Origin of the sequence: Pseudomonas sp. SGAir0191, from assembly GCF_002812565.2 — a bacterium.
GTDB lineage: Bacteria > Pseudomonadota > Gammaproteobacteria > Pseudomonadales > Pseudomonadaceae > Aquipseudomonas > Aquipseudomonas parafulva_B.
Window position 1 is genome coordinate 2,893,901 of sequence record NZ_CP025035.2, and the last position, 20,652, is coordinate 2,914,552.

Annotated in this window: 22 protein-coding genes and 2 tRNA genes; 9 read left to right on the top strand and 15 right to left on the bottom strand. The window is 60.0% G+C overall.

Annotated elements, in window-relative coordinates; translation table 11 throughout:
* The first annotated feature begins 368 nt into the window (after positions 1–368).
* Positions 369–1,457 carry an asparaginase gene (locus tag CWR53_RS12965; protein ID WP_058603352.1) on the top strand — a complete coding sequence of 363 codons (1,089 nt, stop codon included), beginning with the start codon at positions 369–371 and terminating at the stop codon, positions 1,455–1,457.
* Positions 1,458–1,505: 48 nt separating this feature from the next.
* Here CWR53_RS12965 and CWR53_RS12970 read toward each other — a convergent pair whose 3' ends face one another.
* Positions 1,506–3,503, bottom strand: coding sequence for a TonB-dependent receptor (locus tag CWR53_RS12970; protein ID WP_258313246.1), 1,998 nt, complete (start codon positions 3,501–3,503; stop codon positions 1,506–1,508).
* A gap of 266 nt (positions 3,504–3,769) precedes the next feature.
* Between CWR53_RS12970 and CWR53_RS12975 the strand changes: the two genes are divergently transcribed.
* Positions 3,770–4,015: a DUF1654 domain-containing protein gene (locus tag CWR53_RS12975; RefSeq protein WP_058603354.1), complete on the top strand. Its 246-nt coding sequence runs from the start codon at positions 3,770–3,772 to the stop codon at positions 4,013–4,015.
* Between the two features lie 6 nt (positions 4,016–4,021).
* A complete protein-coding gene (locus CWR53_RS12980) occupies positions 4,022–4,711 on the top strand; it encodes an endonuclease (RefSeq protein ID WP_058603355.1) in 690 nt (229 codons plus the stop codon).
* Between the two features lie 18 nt (positions 4,712–4,729).
* Here the strand turns inward: CWR53_RS12980 and CWR53_RS12985 are convergent, their stop codons facing one another.
* The 3 genes from CWR53_RS12985 to CWR53_RS12995 all read right to left on the bottom strand — a co-directional run bounded on the left by CWR53_RS12985 (position 4,730) and on the right by CWR53_RS12995 (position 5,744).
* A complete protein-coding gene (locus CWR53_RS12985) occupies positions 4,730–5,299 on the bottom strand; it encodes an SPOR domain-containing protein (RefSeq protein ID WP_058603356.1) in 570 nt (189 codons plus the stop codon).
* Between the two features lie 133 nt (positions 5,300–5,432).
* Positions 5,433–5,509 (bottom strand) — tRNA-Val (locus tag CWR53_RS12990).
* A 158-nt stretch (positions 5,510–5,667) separates the two neighbouring features.
* A tRNA-Val gene (locus tag CWR53_RS12995) sits at positions 5,668–5,744 on the bottom strand.
* A 199-nt stretch (positions 5,745–5,943) separates the two neighbouring features.
* On the opposite strand from CWR53_RS12995, the gene CWR53_RS13000 reads away from it, so the two are divergent.
* Positions 5,944–7,227: an FAD-binding oxidoreductase gene (locus tag CWR53_RS13000; protein WP_078478389.1), complete on the top strand. Its 1,284-nt coding sequence runs from the start codon at positions 5,944–5,946 to the stop codon at positions 7,225–7,227.
* 135 nt (positions 7,228–7,362) lie between these two features.
* On the opposite strand, the gene CWR53_RS13005 is transcribed toward CWR53_RS13000, so the two are convergent.
* From CWR53_RS13005 to CWR53_RS13015, 3 genes are all read right to left on the bottom strand, one after another.
* Entirely contained in the window at positions 7,363–8,046 is a 684-nt protein-coding gene (locus CWR53_RS13005) for a peptidase C39 family protein (RefSeq protein WP_100851772.1), read from the bottom strand.
* A gap of 448 nt (positions 8,047–8,494) precedes the next feature.
* Positions 8,495–9,247: a TerC family protein gene (locus CWR53_RS13010; RefSeq protein WP_027916097.1), complete on the bottom strand. Its 753-nt coding sequence runs from the start codon at positions 9,245–9,247 to the stop codon at positions 8,495–8,497.
* A gap of 29 nt (positions 9,248–9,276) precedes the next feature.
* The gene (locus tag CWR53_RS13015; protein WP_100851773.1) at positions 9,277–9,516 is read right to left on the bottom strand and encodes a hypothetical protein; all 240 of its coding nucleotides are present in this window, start codon (positions 9,514–9,516) and stop codon (positions 9,277–9,279) included.
* A 132-nt stretch (positions 9,517–9,648) separates the two neighbouring features.
* Between CWR53_RS13015 and nhaR the strand changes: the two genes are divergently transcribed.
* The 3 genes from nhaR to CWR53_RS13030 all read left to right on the top strand — a co-directional run bounded on the left by nhaR (position 9,649) and on the right by CWR53_RS13030 (position 12,561).
* On the top strand, positions 9,649–10,542 hold the full coding sequence (nhaR, locus tag CWR53_RS13020) for a transcriptional activator NhaR (RefSeq protein WP_100851774.1): 894 nt from the start codon (positions 9,649–9,651) through the stop codon (positions 10,540–10,542).
* A gap of 84 nt (positions 10,543–10,626) precedes the next feature.
* Positions 10,627–11,838 carry a serine/threonine transporter SstT gene (gene sstT / locus CWR53_RS13025; RefSeq protein WP_058603362.1) on the top strand — a complete coding sequence of 404 codons (1,212 nt, stop codon included), beginning with the start codon at positions 10,627–10,629 and terminating at the stop codon, positions 11,836–11,838.
* A gap of 75 nt (positions 11,839–11,913) precedes the next feature.
* Complete coding sequence (locus tag CWR53_RS13030) at positions 11,914–12,561, top strand: YceH family protein (RefSeq protein ID WP_100851775.1); 648 nt, start codon at positions 11,914–11,916, stop codon at positions 12,559–12,561.
* 3 nt (positions 12,562–12,564) lie between these two features.
* On the opposite strand, the gene CWR53_RS13035 is transcribed toward CWR53_RS13030, so the two are convergent.
* From CWR53_RS13035 to CWR53_RS13070, 8 genes are all read right to left on the bottom strand, one after another.
* Positions 12,565–12,753, bottom strand: a complete 189-nt coding sequence (locus tag CWR53_RS13035) for a hypothetical protein (RefSeq protein WP_058603364.1) — start codon at positions 12,751–12,753, stop codon at positions 12,565–12,567.
* A gap of 146 nt (positions 12,754–12,899) precedes the next feature.
* Positions 12,900–14,462, bottom strand: a complete 1,563-nt coding sequence (ahpF, locus tag CWR53_RS13040; RefSeq protein WP_100851776.1) for an alkyl hydroperoxide reductase subunit F — start codon at positions 14,460–14,462, stop codon at positions 12,900–12,902.
* Between the two features lie 188 nt (positions 14,463–14,650).
* Positions 14,651–15,214 carry an alkyl hydroperoxide reductase subunit C gene (ahpC, locus tag CWR53_RS13045; protein WP_028686434.1) on the bottom strand — a complete coding sequence of 188 codons (564 nt, stop codon included), beginning with the start codon at positions 15,212–15,214 and terminating at the stop codon, positions 14,651–14,653.
* A 245-nt stretch (positions 15,215–15,459) separates the two neighbouring features.
* Entirely contained in the window at positions 15,460–16,815 is a 1,356-nt protein-coding gene (gene gorA, locus CWR53_RS13050) for a glutathione-disulfide reductase (protein WP_058603366.1), read from the bottom strand.
* Positions 16,816–16,962: 147 nt separating this feature from the next.
* Positions 16,963–17,802 (bottom strand): UTP--glucose-1-phosphate uridylyltransferase GalU, encoded by an 840-nt coding sequence (gene galU, locus CWR53_RS13055; protein ID WP_058603367.1) that lies wholly within the window; start codon positions 17,800–17,802, stop codon positions 16,963–16,965.
* Positions 17,803–17,985: 183 nt separating this feature from the next.
* Complete coding sequence (locus tag CWR53_RS13060) at positions 17,986–18,897, bottom strand: c-type cytochrome (RefSeq protein WP_100851777.1); 912 nt, start codon at positions 18,895–18,897, stop codon at positions 17,986–17,988.
* Positions 18,894–19,544, bottom strand: coding sequence for a cytochrome c (locus tag CWR53_RS13065; protein WP_100851778.1), 651 nt, complete (start codon positions 19,542–19,544; stop codon positions 18,894–18,896). Before CWR53_RS13065 ends, CWR53_RS13060 begins: the two co-directional genes overlap by 4 nt.
* Before the next feature lie 77 nt (positions 19,545–19,621).
* A complete protein-coding gene (locus CWR53_RS13070; protein WP_027916109.1) occupies positions 19,622–19,984 on the bottom strand; it encodes a hypothetical protein in 363 nt (120 codons plus the stop codon).
* A 159-nt stretch (positions 19,985–20,143) separates the two neighbouring features.
* Between CWR53_RS13070 and CWR53_RS13075 the strand changes: the two genes are divergently transcribed.
* Both CWR53_RS13075 and CWR53_RS23005 read left to right on the top strand, forming a co-directional pair.
* Positions 20,144–20,446 (top strand): DUF1883 domain-containing protein, encoded by a 303-nt coding sequence (locus CWR53_RS13075; protein ID WP_027916110.1) that lies wholly within the window; start codon positions 20,144–20,146, stop codon positions 20,444–20,446.
* Between the two features lie 8 nt (positions 20,447–20,454).
* On the top strand, positions 20,455–20,625 hold the full coding sequence (locus CWR53_RS23005) for a hypothetical protein (RefSeq protein ID WP_167339645.1): 171 nt from the start codon (positions 20,455–20,457) through the stop codon (positions 20,623–20,625).
* The last annotated feature ends 27 nt before the right edge of the window (positions 20,626–20,652 follow it).

The window sequence follows — 20,652 nt, forward strand, 5'->3', positions numbered from 1 at the left end:
TGACTCCGAATCTTGTTTTTTTGTCGGAAAGCAAACGTTTGCGCTGAGTAACTATGCGAACGCGCCAAGCGTTTGTCAAATACGCTCAGCTGACTCCCGGGCAAGATTATCCGTAAATTTCCGGATAACCGAACACGTTTTCCTACAAATATTCGGGTTTTCGAATGAAATACTTCCGACCCTGATTGCGCACGTCATTCGACCGCCTAACAAGACGTCACCCTCATCACGCACGAGGTAGGGTTGAGCCTGCCCAAACGCTATGTCACGAGTTGTTACAGAGGCTATTGGCGATCTGGTACGGAACATGCCTTAGCGACTGCGCGACGCACTAAAAATCATCTCATTAGGAAGAGAGCACAAAAACGATGAATGCCGCACTGAAATCCTTTGCCCCCAGCGCACTCGCCCTGCTGCTGATCCTGCCCGCTACGGTTTCGGCCGATCAAGCCAAGACCCAGCAAAAGCTCGCCAACGTGGTCATCCTGGCAACCGGCGGCACGATTGCCGGTGCTGGTGCAAGCGCCGCCAATAGCGCTACTTACCAAGCCGCCAAGTTGGGCGTCGACAAACTGATCGCCGGCGTGCCTGAACTGGCAGACCTGGCCAACGTGCGTGGCGAGCAGGTCATGCAAATCGCCTCCGAGAGCATCTCCAATGATGATCTGCTCAAGCTGGGCAAGCGGGTGGCTGAGCTGGCCGACAGCAAGGACGTGGATGGCATCGTCATCACCCACGGTACCGATACCCTGGAAGAAACCGCCTACTTCCTGAACCTTGTCGAGAAAACCGACAAGCCCATCGTGGTGGTCGGCTCCATGCGCCCCGGCACCGCCATGTCGGCAGACGGCATGCTCAACCTGTACAACGCCGTTGCCGTCGCCAGCGACAAGCAGTCGCGTGGCAAGGGCGTGCTGGTGACGCTCAATGATGAAATCCAGTCGGGCCGTGACGTCAGCAAGTCCGTGAACATCAAGACCGAGGCCTTCAAAAGCGCCTGGGGCCCGATGGGCATGGTTGTGGAAGGCAAGTCCTACTGGTTCCGCCTGCCAGCCAAGCGCCACACCCTGGATTCGGAATTCGACATCAAGCAGATCAGCAGCCTGCCTCAGGTGGACATTGCCTATGGCTACGGGAACGTGACCGATACCGCCTACAAGGCGTTGGCACAGAACGGCGCCAAGGCGCTGATCCACGCAGGCACCGGCAATGGTTCGGTATCCTCGCGCGTGGTGCCTGCACTGCAGGAGCTGCGCAAGAACGGCGTGCAGATCATTCGCTCGTCTCACGTCAACCAGGGTGGTTTCGTACTGCGCAACGCCGAGCAGCCTGACGACAAGAACGATTGGGTAGTGGCCCATGACCTGAACCCGCAGAAAGCGCGCATCCTGGCCATGGTCGCCATGACCAAGACCCAGGACAGCAAGGAGCTGCAGCGGATTTTCTGGGAATACTGATCCCATCAACGCTGAAGCCGATCATCGGCTTCAGCGTTACCAGGCACCCTATCTGAACTGATATTCCAAGCCAGCACCGGCGTACCACGAACGCCCCGGGGCTGCCTCGTAATAGCGTTTGTTGCTGTCACCGACAATCACCGAACCCACGTATTGACGGTCGAACAGGTTGTCCAGGCGCACCAGCTGATGGAACGTCCAAGGGCCGACCTGTTGCTCGAAGCGCGTGCGCCAGTTGAACACAGCATAGGCAGGCGCAGCTTTCTGCTGGTTGCTGTCCTCAACGAACACCTTGCTGCGGTACTGCCCCTCGAACCCCATGCTGACCGACGTGGTGGGTTTCCACACCACTTCTGCATACAGATTGTCTCGCGGCACACCCGGCAAGCGGTTGCCACTGTCGATGACTTGTCCGCCTTGCTTGAAGTCGTCGGCATAGCGAGCGTCGGTATGGGTGTACACCCAAGTGGTCTGCCAGCGCTCGGCAAGGTCGCTCTGCAAGCTGGCTTCGAAACCACGGCGCACGGTCTGCCCGGCATTGTGGTAACTGGTGCGACCGTTGGTGGCATTATCGACCACGATTTCGTTATCCGTACGGATCTCGAACAGGGCTGCGTTCAGCCGCGTGGCGGCGCCCAGGCGATATTTCACCCCTAGCTCATATTGCTTGCTGGTGGCAGGTTCCAGCCCGAAGTTGAAGCTTTCCTGCAAGCCTGGCGCATAGGCCATTTCGGCCTGTGTAGGCGTTTCGAAGCCCTTTCCTAGGCTGGCGTAGCCACGCAGATCAGGCGTGAAGGTATACATCACAGACAGCGTCGGGTTGGCCTGCTGGTAGCGCTTGGCACCGCTGGCGTCACCGTTTTCCAGGTAGTGGTCATCGACCTTCATCTTCATGGTGCTGTAGCGCACGCCCAGCTCGCTGGTCCAGTTGCCAATTTCCCAGTGCGCCTGCACATACGGGTCCAGGCTGGTAGCGATGTCTTTCTCGTCGCGCTTGAGCTCGCCCTTGACCCCCAGTTGGTCGCCACGGAAGTTCTGGTAGCCCCTGCGGTCATCCGTACTCTGGTCGTAGTCGGCACCCACGGTGACCGTGAAATGCCCAGGCACGGCCAGTACCGGCTGAATCCAGCGCAGCGTACCGCCGTGAAACTCGCGGTCAAAATCGACCACACCGCCACCGCGCTGACTATTGGAAGCGACCTGCCGAGGAATCGACAGGTACTGCACCACGCTCCGGCGCCCTGCGTAGAGATTGAACTGAAGGGTAGCGTCGCCAACGTAGCGTTCGTAGTTCATGCCCACCTGTTGGTGGTCGATACTCTTGCGCGTGTTGTAGGCCCTTGCGCCATCAGTGACCGAACGTGGGTCGTGCTTGTAGCTGGACCAAAGCTGACCCAGCGGGTCTTGCGTGTTGTTCTGTTCCAGGCTGCTATAAATCAGCGCCAGGCGTGAATCGGCGTCCGGCTTGATGTGCACCTTGGCGAACGTCTGGTCGCGCTTGGCCGCGCTATGGTCACGGTAACCATCGGTGTCCATACGCGAAGCATCCAGCACGAAACCACCGATCTCGTTGCCCCCTTGCGCCGACAGGTGATGCTTGCTGAAGCCATCGCTGCCAAATGTTGTTTCGGCACCAAGGCGAGCCGGCCCTTCCCCATCACGGCTGAACATCTGGATGACACCGCCAGCGTTGCTGCCATACAGCGTAGCGGCCGGGCCACGCAGTACCTCGATGCGGTCGGCCACATCCAGGTTCAGCGTGGCTGCCTGACCCTGTCCGTCTGGGGTGCTGGCGGGGATACCATCGCTGAGCAGCTTGATGCCGCGTACGCCGAACGCAGAGCGAGCACCAAAGCCGCGTGATGATATCTGCAGGTCCTGGGCATAGTTCTGGCGATTCTGTACCACCAGGCCAGGGACCTTGGTCAGGACCTCTGACAAGTTGACGCCAAGTTGGCCATCCGTGCCATTGGACAGGTCGACCGTGTCCACCGAAAACGGCAGGTCGAAGCTGCTGGTAGGGGCGTAGGCGCCGGTGACGACCATCGGATCGATAACGATCGCGGTCGACGGGTCGGCCCAGGCCTCGGTGTGAGCAGTAACACCACCGACAAACAGCAAAGCGAGGTGTGTGGAAGAGGTAACGCGTAAGACCAATCGATACATGAGCAATTTCCGGAAAGTGCCGCTATTACAGCAGACCTTGGCCTGGATCGCGAACATGACGAGGACGAGCCGCAGAACTTTCCCTTCAAGCTGTTGCGAAATCCCTTACAGTGAAATACTGTACGTGCATACAGCAAAACAAGGAAATGCCTGTGTCTACCTCATCGCCCTCACCTGCCAGCTACCAACAATTGGGCATGCGCATCCAGAAAATCATCAACAACCCCATTGCCCAGCGCAGCCGGGCGGCTTTGATCTTTCGCCTGGAACAGGAAACACCGGAGGACTGGGACACGTTGCTGGCCGAGATTGCCGAAAATGACAATGTCACCCTCGCCCACCGTGACGATGGCGGCGTACAGATTTTCTGGACTGTGCCCAAGGAAGACTGACCGCGCATGAGAGTTTCGCTTATTGCAGCTGCCTGCCTGCTGATGGCTCCGCTTGCCCATGCCGATGCGCCCCGCACGTTCCAGGAGGCCAAGAAGGTCGCCAGGCAACTCTACGCACCACAATCCACCGAGTTCTATTGCGGTTGCAAATACAACGGCAACAAAGTCGATATGGCTTCATGTGGGTATACACCACGCAAGAATGCCCAACGCGCTTCACGCATCGAGTGGGAACACATCGTGCCGGCCTGGCAAATCGGCCATCTGCGCCAATGTTGGCAAAGCGGCGGTCGCAAGGCCTGCTCGCAGCACGACGAGGTATACAAACGCGCCGAAGCCGATCTGCACAACCTGGTGCCAAGCGTGGGAGAGGTCAACGGCGACCGCAGCAACTACAGCTTCGGCTGGCTGCCAGAGCAACGCGGGCAATACGGCAAGTGCCTTACCCAAGTGGACTTCAAGGCCAGAAAGGTCATGCCGCGGCCTTCGATCCGCGGCATGATTGCACGCACCTACTTCTATATGAGCAAGCAATACAACTTGCGCCTCTCCAGGCAGGACCGTCAGCTATTCGAGGCGTGGAACAAGACGTATCCGCCGCAGCCTTGGGAATATCAACGCAACCAGCGGGTTGGGTGCCTGATGGGGCGCGGCAATGAGTTCGTGGGACCGGTCGACCTCAAGGCGTGTAGCTGATCGACCGGCTACGAGCGCTTAGCGGGCTGCGCCGTGCTGGATGACCACTGAATCGGTGCCAAGCTTGGCCATGACTTCATCGCGACGGGCCTGCGCCTGCTCCCGGGTCGGAAATGGCCCCAGCAGGACCACAGGCTTGCCGTCCCGGTACTCCACCGAAGACGGTATGCCCTTCTCGATCAGACGCGCGGTCATGTCGCTGAGTGCCCCCATGTTGGCGCCCTGGATGACTTCGACGTCCCATCCCTCTGGCGCGGGCTCACCTTCGAGCGCCTGCGCACGGCGCTGCAATTCGGCACCCCCGCACAGCTCTCGGATACGCAGGTTATTGCCATTGTCGTCGACAATGATTTCGTACTGACCGTCGCGTTTGATGGCCACATAACTGCGGTAGGCCTGGTATTGGCCGGCATCGTCCTTACCACGCACCTGACCGCAGATCGTACCCTGGGTATCAATGCGCACGTTACCGAACTTGGCGGTCTTGGGATTTTGCAGGTGTTCGGCCACACGCTTGTGCACGCCCTCCACCTCGTTGTCACACCCCGCCAGGGCCAGTACTGCCATTACCACCGCCAGTTTGCGCACGCGTCTACCTCCAGGTTGGAAGAGGCGGATTCTACCACGCGAGGCCGTGAACCGGACTGCGGCCAAAGGTTACACGGTGAATCAAGCAGACATGCAAAAAGGGCGACCATTTCTGATCGCCCTTTTTGGGATTTGGTAGGCACAATTGGACTCGAACCAACGACCCCCACCATGTCAAGGTGGTGCTCTAACCAACTGAGCTATGTGCCTGTCGTGTGGTGCGCATATTAGAGATCTGCTGAGCACCTGTAAAGCTTTTTTTCGATATAAATCAGAAACTTTCGAACACGGCTCGGCCGGGAGCCATGCCAAACTTTCCCGCGCCAAACGCAAGAAGGGTGACCCTTTCGGATCACCCTTCTTTGATTTGGTAGGCACAATTGGACTCGAACCAACGACCCCCACCATGTCAAGGTGGTGCTCTAACCAACTGAGCTATGTGCCTGTCGTGGTGCGCATTCTACGTAATTACAAAAACGTGTCAACAGTTTTTTTTGCGCTAACTCACTGAATTGCAAACTTTTTATAAAGAAGCGTCTGGCGCAGGCGGTGTCCATGATTTTCAGCGGATGACTAGCGGGTGTTTATTATTATTGATAGCATCGCTACATTCGTTAAAAATATAAAACACGAGGTTCTGCAGCATGGCTAACACCCCCTACCCCCAGTCCTACTACGCCGCCTCGGCCAACCCGGTGCCGCCACGTCCGGCGCTGCAGGGTGAGGTGCAAACCGATGTCTGCATCATCGGCGCAGGCTACACCGGCTTGTCCAGCGCCCTGTTCCTTCTAGAAAACGGCTTTAAGGTCAGCGTCGTCGAAGCGGCCAAGGTTGGTTTCGGCGCCTCGGGCCGCAACGGTGGCCAGATCGTCAACAGCTACAGCCGCGACATCGATGTCATCGAGCGCACCGTGGGCGCCCACCAGGCGCAGCTGCTGGGCGAAATGGCCTTCGAGGGCGGGCGCATCATCCGCGAGCGGGTGGCCAAGTACAACATCCAGTGCGACCTCAAGGATGGTGGCGTTTTTGCTGCACTGACCAGCAAACAGATGGGTCACCTGGAATCGCAAAAGCGCCTATGGGAACGTTTCGGCCACAACCAGCTGGAGCTCATGGATCGACAGCGCATCCGCGAAGTGGTGGCCTGCGACAACTATATCGGCGGCATGCTCGACATGAGCGGCGGTCATATCCATCCGCTCAACCTGGCCCTCGGCGAAGCTGCTGCCGTCGAATCGCTGGGTGGCACCATCTATGAGCAAACCCCGGCCGTGCGCATCGAGCGTGGCGCCAACCCGGTCGTGCATACCCCACAGGGCAAAGTGCGCGCCAAGTTCATCATCGTGGCGGGCAACGCCTACCTAGGCAACCTGGTCCCAGAGCTTGCCGCCAAGTCCATGCCCTGCGGTACGCAGGTCATCACGACCGAACCCTTGGGCGATGAACTGGCGCGTACCTTGCTGCCGCAGGACTACTGCGTCGAAGACTGCAACTACCTGCTCGACTACTATCGCCTGACCAGTGACAAGCGCCTGATCTTTGGTGGCGGCGTAGTATATGGGGCACGGGACCCGGCCAACATCGAGGCGATCATCCGTCCGAAGATGCTCAAGGCCTTCCCGCAGCTGAAGAACGTCAAGATCGATTACGCCTGGACCGGCAACTTCCTGCTGACGTTGTCGCGCCTGCCACAAGTAGGCCGGATCGGTGACAACATCTATTACTCCCAGGGGTGTTCGGGCCACGGGGTCACCTATACCCACCTGGCAGGCAAAGTCCTGGCCGAGGCGATGCGTGGCCAGGCGGAGCGGTTCGATGCCTTTGCCGGGCTGCCGCACTACCCGTTCCCGGGCGGTCAGATGCTGCGCGTGCCTTTCAGTGCCTTGGGCGCTTGGTACTACAGCCTGCGTGACCGCCTGGGCTTCTGAGCTAAGGCATGGCAGCCCGTAAAGGGCTGCCACTTGGCGTGATGCTGTTCATTCGATATCGCTGGGCCGTAGCCGCTCCGGCGCCCCGTCAAGGCCGCTCTTACAGTGACCGTGTGACGCTTGATGCGAGCGGTCTCACTTGATGCTGTCCACGGCCTGCCTGGCCGCTAATTCCTGACCCGCACGCGCCAGTTCGTCAGCGGCCTGCAGCCAGCGCTGACGATCGACGTTCGCCGGCAACTGGCCCGGCGGCTGCACCAGGATTGCCCAGCGCCCCTCCTTCGCCCAGGCAGAGGCGAAATCGTCGAATGCCATCACCAGGCGGCGTTGCATGCCTGCCCGCATCAGCACGCGCTGTTTGTATCGGTCATACCCTATCAAGACCGCATACCTGGGTTCGCTCCACCATGCCGAACCGTCCTGATAGCGAACCAGCACCGGGTTTCCAGCGGCAACCTGCGTCAACAAGGCATCGAGCCCCTTATCCAAGGGGTACACCACCCTCCCGTAGTCCCGCGCAACGCGCGCAATGCTGGTATCGAGATTGTCGAGGCCCATGGGCAGGTTCAGCGGCTGATCGAGCAACCCTGGCGTAATGGGCGCACCTTGCTGCGACAGGACCGCGGCCAATGCCATGGCTGCGCTGTGGTTGGCGTTACCGCGGTAGAACGGAACACTGCTGAGCTCCACCCGCTGGGGCAGGCCCTGGAGTGCGGTAGAGGGTGTCCCGGCACAACCTGCCAAGGTGACACCCAACCAACATGCCAGGATGAGCTGACGAACGACCTTGGTCGGCGACGACGAGGTGAAAGTGGGCATGGGTACTCGCTTGCTCAAACGCAGGGCAGGCAGCGCCCTGCTGTGTTCGCGATGATATGTCCCACAACGGCGGCGGTACAGTCCGACAGGGCATGTTGGCGAATCACCTCGGCGCCGCAGGCGTTATTCGATGGAACGTACCCACGCAGGGGCTACACTAATCAAGTGTCTGGAAGGCAATCGCTGGCGTATCAAGCGCTCGCCGTAGAGATGGAGGCACAAATGAATATGACCTTGGCAATTATCATGTTGGTGTGCATGTGGCTCAGCGTTGCGGCGGCCATGCTCTGGGGCGTACTGCGCATCGCACGGCGGCACGCTCAACCCGTTGCGCAACCACAGCCACGCCCTCAACCCGCCCCTGCACGGCGTGCTCCACGCGCAGCAGCGGCGCACTGAACCCACCTCAAACATGCAGCGAATGGGGCGCCATGCGCCCCGCCTGCTGTCATCCTTGCTTGGCCTCACGCTTGAGGCGTGCCCGACGCGCCAGAATATTCAGAATCTCGATAGCGGTCGAGAACGCCATGGCCGCATACACATAGCCTTTGGGCACGTGGGCGCCGAAGCCCTCGGCGATCAATGTCATGCCGATCATGATCAGGAAGCCTAGTGCCAGCATGACAACGGTAGGGTTGTCGTTGATGAAGTTGGCCAACGGATCGGCCGCCACCATCATCACGATCACGGCAGTAATCACGGCGATGATCATGATCGGCAAATGTTCGGTCATGCCTACGGCAGTGATAATGCTGTCTACCGAGAACACGATATCGAGCAACAGAATCTGGAAAATCGCTGCGGCAAAGCCCAAGGTGACGGTAGAAGAAGCCTTGGACTCTTCCTTGGCACCGTGTGGGTCGACATTCTCGTGAATTTCCTTGGTGGCCTTCCACAGCAGGAACAGGCCGCCGGCAATCAGGATCACATCCTTCCAGGAGAAGGCGTTGCCAAACACCTCGAACACAGGGTCGGTCAGTTGCACGATCCAGGCAACGGTGCTCAGCAGTGCCAGACGCATCACCAGTGCCATGCTGATACCGATGCGACGTGCCTTGGAGCGATATGCAACGGGCAGCTTGTTGGTCAGGATGGAGATGAAGATCAGGTTGTCGATACCCAGTACTACTTCCATGGCCACCAGCGTGGCAAGCGCCACCCAGGCTGTGGGGCTAGCGGCAAGTTCCAGCAAATATTCCATTGTTCACATCCTGTCACGCGGGTTGGGGATCAAATGTCCTGGGTTTTGGAGGCAGTGTCATCTTGCTCAGGCTCCTGCTTCTCGGTCCCCAGCGCGTCGCTCAAGGCCTGCTGGGCCGCCTGGTTGGTTTGCTCGATAACCTGTTGGGCCGACTTCGCTGCCTGGTCAAGCACCTGCTGCGCAGACTTCTCAGCCTGATCACAGCCGGCCAGTACTATCAGCGTCATGCCCATGACCAGCGCAGTACCCATTGATTTAAAATACAGCATAGGTGCCTCCGGAATGATGTGCGCAGGCTCGTATCAACCTGAATGAAGTGGATTCTAGTCGGCGCAATACTTCTGTAAAATTCGTATTTTCAAGCGATATACTTCGGTTTTTTCGAATTGGCCGTTGCGCTCATGCTTAACTATCGCCAGCTTCACTACTTCTGGGTGGTAGCCCGAACCGGCAGCATCGTTCGCGCCAGCGAGCAATTGAACCTGACGCCACAGACCATCAGCGGGCAGATCACTCTGTTGGAACAGGCTTATGGCGTCGAGTTGTTCCAGCGGGTGGGTCGGCAATTGGAATTGACTGAAACCGGACGCCAGGCGCTCACGTACGCCGAGCAGATGTTCCAGCTAGGGGGAGAGCTTGAAGCCATGCTGCGTGCCGGCCCCCAGGAGCAGATTCTGTTCCGGGTCGGGGTGGCTGACGTGGTGCCCAAATCCATTGTCTATCGATTATTGGCACCGACCATGGAGCTTGAGAATGTGCTGCGCATCAACTGCCGTGAAGACAAGCTGGAGCGCCTCCTGGCCGACCTTGCCATTCAGCGACTGGACCTGGTCATTTCAGACAGCCCGATGCCGCCGCACCTGGACATCAAAGGCTATAGCCAGAAACTGGGAGAATGTGGCCTGAGCTTTTTCGCAACCCCAACATTGGCCCACCGGCATGACGGCCTGTTCCCGGAGTGCTTGCACGATGCGCCGCTGCTCATACCCGGGCAGGAAACGGTGCTGCGCAGCCGCCTGCTGCGCTGGCTCGGTGAGCAACACATCCAACCGCGTATCGTCGGCGAGTTCGACGACAGTGCCCTGATGCAGGCGTTCGGGCAGTCTGGCAGTGGCATCTTCGTAGCGCCCAGCGTGATTGCCGACGAAGTGTGTCGCCAATATGGCGTACAGCTGATCGGGCAAACCGAGGCCGTGACCGAGTCCTTCTACGCCATTTCGGTCGAGCGCAAGGTCAAGCATCCTGGCATAGTGGCCATCACCGAAGGGGCACGACGCGAACTGTTCAACTGGTAGCGTTTCCTGGCAACGGGCCGCAAGTGCCTGATCAAGGTCTATGGTAAAGTCCAGCCCTTTTCAGATTTCGGGACCTCGCTGCGCATGACACCGCTCCTTCGCCTTCTCAACCGCACCGGCCTGGTGACGCAAATCGTCATAGGTCTGGTGGCAGGTATCGCCCTTGCCCTGATCGCGCCAGCCGTCGCCCGCGACCTGGGCTTTTTCGGTACGGTGTTCGTCAGTGCCTTGAAGGCGGTGGCACCCGTGCTGGTCTTCATTCTGGTCATGGCCTCGATTGCCAATCATCGTCACGGACAGGAAACCCACATCCGCCCCATCTTGTGGTTGTACTTGCTCGGCACGTTTGCCTCGGCTGTCGTGGCGGTGGTTGCCAGTATGGTGTTTCCTTCGCATTTGGTACTGAACACAGCCGATGCCACTTTGAGTGCACCGGGCGGCATCAGCGAGGTGTTGAAGAACTTGCTGCTCAGTGCGGTCGACAACCCGATCAACGCGTTGCTCAACGCCAACTTCATCGGCGTGCTGACCTGGGCGATCGGCTTGGGCATCGCGTTGCGCCGCGCCGGTGACACCACCCGCAAGGTGGTCGACGACCTGTCCAACGGCGTTACGCTGATCGTGCGCATCGTCATTCGCTTTGCGCCACTGGGCATCTTCGGCCTGGTGACGTCCACCTTGGCTCAGTCCGGGCTGAAAGCGATGCTGGGGTACCTGCACCTGCTGGCGGTACTGATCGGGTGCATGCTGTTCGTCGCCCTGGTCATGAACCCGCTGATCGTGTTCTGGAAAACCCGTCGCAATCCCTACCCGCTCACCCTGCTGTGTCTACGCGAAAGCGGCATCACTGCATTTTTCACCCGCAGTTCGGCAGCCAACATCCCGGTGAACATGGCGTTGTCCGAACGGCTTGGGCTGCACGAGGATACCTATTCGGTATCCATTCCGCTGGGGGCCACGATCAACATGGCCGGCGCTGCAATCACCATTACCGTATTGACGCTGGCGGCGGTACACACCTTGGGCATTCCCTTGGATCTCCCCACGGCCGTGTTGCTCAGTGTGGTAGCGGCGGTCTGTGCTTGCGGTGCGTCAGGCGTGGCCGGCGGTTCCTTGCTGCTCATCCCGCTGGCCTGCAGCCTGTTCGGTATTCCCAGTGAAATCGCCATGCAGGTCGTGGCGGTGGGGTTCATCATCGGCGTGCTGCAGGATTCCGCCGAAACCGCACTCAACTCCTCCACCGACGTGCTGTTCACTGCAGCCGCTTGCCAGGCCGAGGAGCGCCGCAGCGCCTGATTCAGCCGGGCCGTCTTGCGGCCCTCCCCTCATTTCCCTACGCTAATGGCCTTTTCCCAGCAATGAGACAGGGCCATGTCCGAGCAAGACACCACCACTGAAGGTCGCTTGAGCAGCGTCGAGATTCGCGTGCTCGGCTCGCTGATCGAAAAACAGGCCACCAGCCCGGAAAGCTACCCACTCACCCTCAACGCCCTGCTCCTGGCCTGTAACCAAAAGACCAGCCGCGAACCGGTGATGAACCTTACCCAGGGCCAAGTAGGCCAGGCGCTGCGCAGCCTCGAAGCACAACAGATGGCACGCCTGCAGATGGGCAGCCGCGCCGATCGCTGGGAACACCGGGTGGACAAGGCGCTGGAATTGGTGCCTGCACAGCTGGTGCTGATGGGGCTGATGTTCCTGCGTGGCCCGCAGACCCTCAGCGAGTTGCTAGCCCGCAGCAACCGCCTGCACGACTTCGACGACACTGACCAGGTCCGCCACCAGCTCGAGCGCCTGGTATCACGTAACTTGGCCGTGCACCTGCCGCGTCAGGCCGGTCAGCGGGAAGACCGTTATACGCATGGGTTGGGTGACCCGGCGGAAATCGAAACCATTCTGGCCGCAAGGCAGCAGGAAGGTCCAACACGCAGCGGTACCGGCGCGGCCGCGCAGGATCGAATCGAAGCACTGGAAGCGCGTATCGCTGCATTGGAAGCTCGCCTGGACGCACTTGGCGGCTAGCCTTCAACGGTCTGATTTGGGGAAGTTGCGGCAGCTCTTGCGCTCGGCCATTTCACGATCGCTTGGGCGCTGATCGACGAATACGGTATGGCCGTTACTGTAGATCTCAAGGTAGCCCCAGTGCAGGTCTTGTTCAGTCTGCCCAGGCTTTGGCGGCACTAGCCACCAGGGTTCGCGGCTGATCAGGGTCATGGCGTGGCTCCTGAAGGGTCTGCATGTAAGCATAGACACCCTCATGCCACGGGGGTTTAGCCAGGCCCATGACAAAACCCCCGCATGCGCTGCGCCGTAGAGCACGGCCAGTGCATGCGAGGGTTGCGGCTCTGCCGAAATGTCGCTTATGCAGGGGCCGAGGTGCGGATCAGGTGGTCGAAGGCGGCCAGAGACGCCTTCGCCCCTTCGCCAACGGCGATCACGATCTGTTTGTAGGGCACCGTCGTCACGTCACCTGCAGCGAACACACTCGCAATACTGGTCTGCCCCTTGGCATCGACGATAATTTCGCCGCGTGCCGACAGTTCAACGGTGCCTTTGAGCCAATCGGTGTTCGGCAACAGACCGATCTGAACGAAAATTCCCTCCAACGCCAGCTCATGTTCGATGTCGCTGGCGCGGTCCTTGTAGCGCAGGCCAGTCACTTTCTCGCCATTGCCGATCACTTCGGTGGTCAGGGCCTGGGTGATGACCGTCACGTTAGGCAAGCTGTGCAACTTGCGTTGCAGCACCGCATCGGCACGCAGCTGGCTATCGAATTCAATCAGCGTCACCTGCGCCACGATACCTGCCAAATCGATCGCCGCTTCCACGCCGGAGTTACCGCCACCAATCACCGCCACGCGCTTGCCCTTGAACAATGGGCCATCGCAGTGCGGGCAGTAGGCCACGCCGCGGCCACGGTATTGCTGTTCACCCGGTACATTCATCTCGCGCCAGCGAGCGCCGGTGGCCAGGATGACGGTCTTGGCCTTGAGCGAAGCCCCGCTCGCCATGCGCACTTCATGCAGGCCGCCGTCGGTAGCCGGAATCAGTGCTTCACCGCGCTGCAGGTTCATGATGTCCACCTCGTACTGCTTGACGTGTTCTTCAAGCGCGGTGGCCAGTTTCGGGCCTTCGGTTTCATGCACGGACACAAAGTTCTCGATGGCCATGGTGTCGAGCACCTGCCCACCGAACCGTTCGGCGGCCACGCCGGTGCGGATACCCTTGCGCGCTGCATAGATGGCGGCAGAGGCACCTGCCGGGCCACCGCCCACGACCAGTACATCGAACGCCTGCTTGGCATTGAGTTTCTCGGCCTGACGCGCGCCGGCGTTGGTGTCGATCTTGCCAAGAATTTCCTCAAGGCCCATGCGCCCCTGGCCGAACACCTCACCGTTAAGGTACACGCTGGGCACGGCCATGATCTGGCGGGCATCGACTTCAGCCTGGAACAGTGCACCGTCGATGGCCACGTGGCGTACGTTGGGGTTGAGCACCGCCATCAGGTTCAATGCCTGGACCACATCCGGGCAGTTCTGGCAGGACAGCGAGAAGTAGGTCTCGAAGCTGAACTCCCCTTCCAGCGCCTGGATCTGCTCGATCACTTCCAGGCTGGCCTTGGAGGGGTGGCCGCCCACTTGCAGCAGCGCCAGCACCAAGGACGTGAACTCGTGGCCCATGGGAATGCCGGCGAAACGCAGGCTGATGTCGCCGTTGGGGCGATTGAGCGAGAACGAAGGACGGCGGGCGTCGTCGCCATCGGCTCGCAGGGTAATGAGGCTGGACAAGCCGGCGATTTCCACCAGCAGGTCGTGTAATTCGCGGGACTTCGCACCGTCGTCGAGGGAAGCAACGATCTCGATCGGCTGGGTGACCCGCTCCAGGTAGGTTTTCAGTTGCGATTTAAGCGTGGCGTCCAACATACGGGCGATTTCCTTTTTTCAAAACTCGGATACAAAAACGCCCAGGCGAAGTCGCCCGGGCGTTTGACGGGGCGGTAAGTGGTTCAGCTGTGGCGGCTGCTTACCGCCCGCGTATGGCACATGACTGGCTGCTCATCCCGCAAGGCCTGCGCGGCGCTGCCGCTGCACAGGCGCTTATCGGGCGAGAATCAGATCTTGCCGACCAGATCCAGCGACGGCGCCAGAGTAGCCTCGCCTTCTTTCCACTTGGCTGGGCAGACTTCGCCTGGGTGCGCGGCGACGTATTGGGCAGCCTTGACCTTGCGCAGCAACTCGGTAGCGTCACGACCTACACCACCATCGTTCAGCTCGACGATCTTGATCTGGCCTTCGGGGTTGATCACGAAGGTACCGCGGTCAGCCAGGCCGGCTTCTTCGATCAGTACGTCGAAGTTGCGGGCGATCACATGGGTCGGGTCGCCGATCAATGGGTACTGGATCTTGCCGATGGTGTCCGAGGTGTCGTGCCACGCTTTGTGGGTGAAGTGGGTGTCGGTGGAAACACCGTAGATCTCAACGCCCAGTTTCTGGAACTCGGCGTAGTTGTCAGCAAGGTCGCCCAGCTCGGTCGGGCACACGAAAGTGAAGTCGGCTGGATAGAAGAACACGACAGACCATTTGCCTTTCAGGTCGGCTTCGCTGACCGGGACGAACTCGCCCTTGTGGTAGGCAGTGGCGTTGAACGGTTTGACCTGGCTGTTGATGATAGGCATGAGAGACGCTCCTTCATGGGTTGAAATCAGTTGACGGAGAGAATCCTAACCGCATGGACCGATAAAGGCTCATTGGCAAACCTGATGCTTATGATTGGTTTTGGCTATGAGCCATACCGGTCAAGGGCTGCCTAACCCAGTGTTGCCCAAGCGCGCGGCAACCCATGGATGCGGCGCGCTTGGGCTGCGGCTACTTAACCGCCACCCCGCAACCAGGCCGCACGTTGCGTGCGGCCTGGGTTGAGTCAGCGAGTCACCGTGCGCATGGTCACGAATTCTTCCGCTGCCGTGGGGTGCACGCCGATGGTTTCATCGAACTGTTGCTTGGTCGCGCCCGCTTTGAGCGCGATGCCCAGGCCCTGGATGATCTCGCCTGCATCCGGCCCGACCATGTGGCAACCGAGCACCTTGTCGGTCTTGGCATCCACCACCAGCTTCATCAGGGTCTTTTCCTGGATGTCGGTGAGGGTCAGCTTCATGGCGCGGAAGCGGCTTTCGAAGACCTTGACCTCATAGCCCTGCTCGACGGCCTGTTCTTCGGTGAGCCCCACCGTGCCGATAGGCGGCTGGCTGAACACTGCCGTGGGGATGTTCTGGTAGTCCACGGGGCGGTACTGCTCCGGCTTGAACAAACGCCTGGCCACGGCCATACCTTCAGCCAGTGCCACCGGCGTCAGTTGCACGCGGCCGATCACATCACCAATGGCCAGGATCGAGGGCGCCGTGGTCTGGTATTGATCGTCTACTCGCACATAGCCCTTGTCATCCAGTTCGACGCCAGTGTTTTCCAGGCCAAGGTTGTCCAGCATCGGACGCCGGCCGGTGGCGTAGAAGATGCAGTCGGCAACCAGCTCCCGCCCGTCCTTGAGCGTCGCCTTGAGACTGCCATCCTCCAGTTTGTCGATGCGCTGGATGTCAGCATTGAACTGCAAGTCGAGCCCGCGTTTTTCGAGCTCTTCCTTGAGGTGGGTACGCACCGAACCATCGAAGCCGCGCAGGAACAGATCGCCGCGATACAGCAACGTGGTCGCGGCGCCCAGCCCCTGGAAGATCCCGGCGAATTCCACCGCGATGTAGCCGCCGCCCACCACCAGCACCCGCCGCGGCAGGTCCTTGAGGTAGAACGCTTCGTTGGAGGTGATCGCCAAGTCCTTGCCAGGGATGTCGGGTACCTGGGGCCAGCCGCCGGTGGCGATCAGGATGTGCTCGGCGCTGTAGCGCTGGCCTTCGACCTCGACCTCGTTGGGACCGGTCATGCGCGCATGGCCTTGAACCAAGGTCACGCCGCTGTTGATCAGCAGGTTGCGGTAGATACCGTTGAGCCGTTCGATTTCACGGTTCTTGTTGGCAATCAGCGTACCCCAGTCGAAGTGCCCTTCTTCCAGGGTCCAGCCGTATCCTGCAGCCTGCTCCAGCTCGTCAGCCACATGGGCGCCATACACCAGCAGCTTTTTGGGCACACATCCCACGTTGACACAGGTGCCGCCCAGGTAGCGGCTCTCGGCAACCGCTACCTTTGCGCCAAAACCGGCAGCGAACCGTGCGGCGCGCACGCCACCGGAGCCGGCGCCAATCACGAACAGATCAAAATCGTAGGCCACTTTTCGTTCTCCAAAAAAAAGCTGCAAGCTTCAAGCGGCAGACTGCACAACGGGCAGCGTGGCTTGTCACTTGCAGCTTGGTACCGGCAGTTTCAAGCTTCAAGCATCAGGCGGCAAGAAAAAACGCGCCTGGCTTGCAGCAGGGGCTCAGTAGGCCTTGCCGGTCTTGTAGTAGTTCTCGAAGCAGAAGTTGGTCGCGTCGATGTAGCCTTCGGCGCCACCGCAGTCGAAACGCTGGCCTTTGAACTTGTACGCGATTACGCAGCCATTCTGGGCCTGTTGCAGCAAGGCGTCGGTGATCTGGATTTCGCCGCCCTTGCCGGGTTCGGTATTGGCGATGATGTCGAAGATATCCGGGGTCAGGATGTAACGGCCGATGATCGCCAGGTTGGACGGGGCATCTTCAGGTTTTGGTTTCTCTACCATGTTGGTCACACGGAAGATGTCGTCACGGATCATGTCGCCGGCAATGACACCGTACTTGTTGGTTTCCTGCGGATCGACTTCCTGAATGGCGACGATCGAGCAACGGAACTGGTTGTACAGCTTCACCATCTGGGTCAGCACGCCGTCGCCTTCAGGGTTGACGCACAGGTCGTCCGCCAGCACTACGGCGAAGGGCTCGTCGCCGATCAGCGGACGGCCGGTGAGGATGGCGTGGCCCAGGCCTTTCATCTCGGTCTGACGGGTGTAGGAGAACGAGCACTCGTCCAGGAGGCGACGAATGCCTACCAGGTATTTCTCCTTGTCGGTGCCCTTGATCTGGTTTTCCAGCTCGTAACTGATGTCGAAGTGATCTTCCAGCGCGCGCTTACCGCGACCGGTAACGATGGAGATCTCACTCAACCCTGCATCCAATGCTTCCTCAACGCCGTACTGGATCAACGGCTTGTTGACCACTGGCAGCATTTCCTTCGGCATGGCTTTGGTGGCTGGCAGGAAGCGAGTGCCATAGCCGGCTGCCGGGAACAAGCATTTCTTGATCATAAACGTCCTTAACAAAGGCTAGGCCTGGGGGTTACGGCGCAGTCTAATCAGGCGGCGGTCACCTTACAATGCCCCGCCTGTGGCCGATCGTTGGGAACATAGAGGCAACCGCTCCCGGATAGTTCAAAAGGTCGCCCACTATTCCTGACCGGTACGTCACCCCTCCAGGCCCTTGCCCGGTCATCAGTGACCGGTGCCCTGCCCGATCAACACCCCCTCGACCTTCTGGCCATAGAGGTTGACCCCGTCATTGGCATGGAACTTCAGGCGCGTTTTCTCGATGGAGCCCTCTACCAACCGTGGGTCCTGGGGCCGCTCGTGCCGGTTTATCCAGGCCGCCACATCCCAGGCCTGCTGGTCGCTGAGCGAGCCCGGTCGACCCAGTGGCATGTTGTACTTGATGAATGACGCCGCCGTATTGATCCGGTGCATGCCCGCCCCCCAGTTGTAGGCGTCCCTGCCCCAGAGCGGCGGCATCACGTACTCGCCCGCCACCTTCTGCCCTTCGCCCTGCTTGCCGTGGCAGATCGCACATTGTTCGAGATACACCTTCTGCCCACGCGTGAAGTCATAGCCACCCACTGGCGGCGCCACTTGCGGATAACCTCGCCCGGCCAACTCCACCCCGGTCGGCGCCTTGGTAGAGAGCCAGTAGGAATAAACCGACAGCGCAGTCATCTGCGGACTATCAGCCGCCGGCGGCTTGCCGTTCATGCTGAACTGAAAACAGCCTTGGATTCGCTCGGCATAGGTGTTGACCTTGTCATTTTTCTTGCGGTAGGCCGGGTACATCGGATAGGCGCCCCACAGGGGGGCCGAGTGCGCCATGCGCCCTTGATCAAGGTGGCAGTTACTGCAGTTCATGCCGTTGCCAACCGCTTCAGGCATCAGTCGCCGGGTATCGACGAACAGGGCGTGCCCCTCGCGCACCATCTTGCCAAACGCATTGTCCGGCAACTCGCCCTCGGCCGGCGGCACGAAGCGCGGCTGCGCCTGTGCATCCGGCACCTTGAGCTGGGACTGGTCCTCCATGGTCACGGGGCTGGCGTGCGCGCTGCCTGCGGCCAGCAGCAGGGCTGTAAGCAAAGGCCTCATGGCTTGACCTCCAGGTTGGCGGGACGGGCGAAAAACTCGGCAACGGCCGTGATCTCGTCGGGCGTCATGGCCTTGGCCACGCCGATCATCAGCTGGTTGGGATCGTTACTGCGCGTTCCATCCCGCCAGGCGTTGAGTTGTGCCGCCAGGTAAGCTGCAGGCTGGCCAGACAACGGGGGGAAGTGCTCGCCCACCCCGCCACCGCCAGGGCCGTGGCACTGGATACATCCGGGGATGTGCCGATCCCAGTCGCCATAAAGCGCAAGCCGCAGCGTTGGATCATCGGCAATTTGCTGACGGCGCAGGTCACCGGTTGCCGGTGCCGGCAAGCTGGCCAGGTAGGCGCTCACTGCCGTGATCTCGTCCTCGGACAACGCCTTTGCCAAGGGCGCCATTACTGCCTGCTGTCGAGTACCCCTGCGCCAGTCATGCAATTGCTTGCTCAAGTAGCGGGCCGGCAGGCCGGCGAGCCTGGGGAAGCCTGCTGCGCCGATGCCGTTGCCATCGGCACCGTGGCACCCGATGCAGGCCAGGGCAGCGGGGTCGGCGCCCCCTTGGGTAAAGACTTTCTGGCCATCTGCAGCGTGGGCCGATGCCCAGGCCAGGGACATCAGGCCACCGATCACCATGACGCTGAACGGTCTCATCACGAACCTCCTTTTCTATTGTTATATGCTTAGGCCCAAAACATATAAGCAAAAGGAGGATGGTCACTTGCGCTGGGTCAATCCCCGGAAATACAAGCCGTCGCGGCTTTGCGCACATCACCCGGGCGCAATGGGAAGTTGCTCAGACGCTCATGCAACTTGATGCTGCTGCCATTGTTGCCACGCTGGCTGATATCCAGGAGCGCGCCTGGGCCCTCGCCTGGCGAGAACTTCTGCGGCACGATCAGACGCAATCCATCGCCGCGTTTCTCTTCCGTCAACGGGCCACGCGAGTCGGCCAGGCGGGCCTTCACGCAGTCGGCATATTCACGTGGCGTCTTGCCTGACATCACATCCATCGTCTCATGGGACTGTTCAAGGTCAGACACACTGGCGCACCCGGCCAGGGTCAACATCCACGCCGCCAACATCCACTTCATCTGCTGCACCTCTGTCATCACGAACCCCGTTCGACCGTGATCTGGCTCTTTTGCTCCCCGGACTGGCAGATTTATCTGCGCCCGATCAGCCGCCCGGCGCGCTCACCGCGCATCGTGGTATCGTGGGCGTTTGCAAAACCAGACTTTGCGGAGCCACACATGAAATTCGTACACCAGCGCGAGCACCTCAACGAGGACGACATCGTCGTCATCGAGTGTTCCCAGCGCTGCAACATCCGTCTGATGAACGACGCCAACTTTCGCAGCTTCAAGAATGGCGGTCGTCACACCTATCACGGCGGCCACTTCGACAAGTTCCCCGCCAAGATCACCGTGCCCAGCACCGGTTTCTGGAACATCACCATCGATACCGTGACGACCCGTCCGATCTCGGTCACGCGCAAGCCCAGCCTCACGCACAAGATCAAGATCATCCGCCGTTCCTCGTCGCAACTCAGGTAAGGCCAGCCATGACCCAGACCATCAAGTACGTCATCAAATACAAGCTCGAAGGCCAGCGCCGCTGGGATTTCGCCCTCATGTCAGACGACTCTCCGGAACAGGCCCTGCAAGCCCTGCGCAAGATCCATGGTGAAGATGTCGACAAGGTCAGCGACATCCAGGTCAGCAAGGCACTCTAATCGCCCAGTCCCCATTCACTGCGCTGA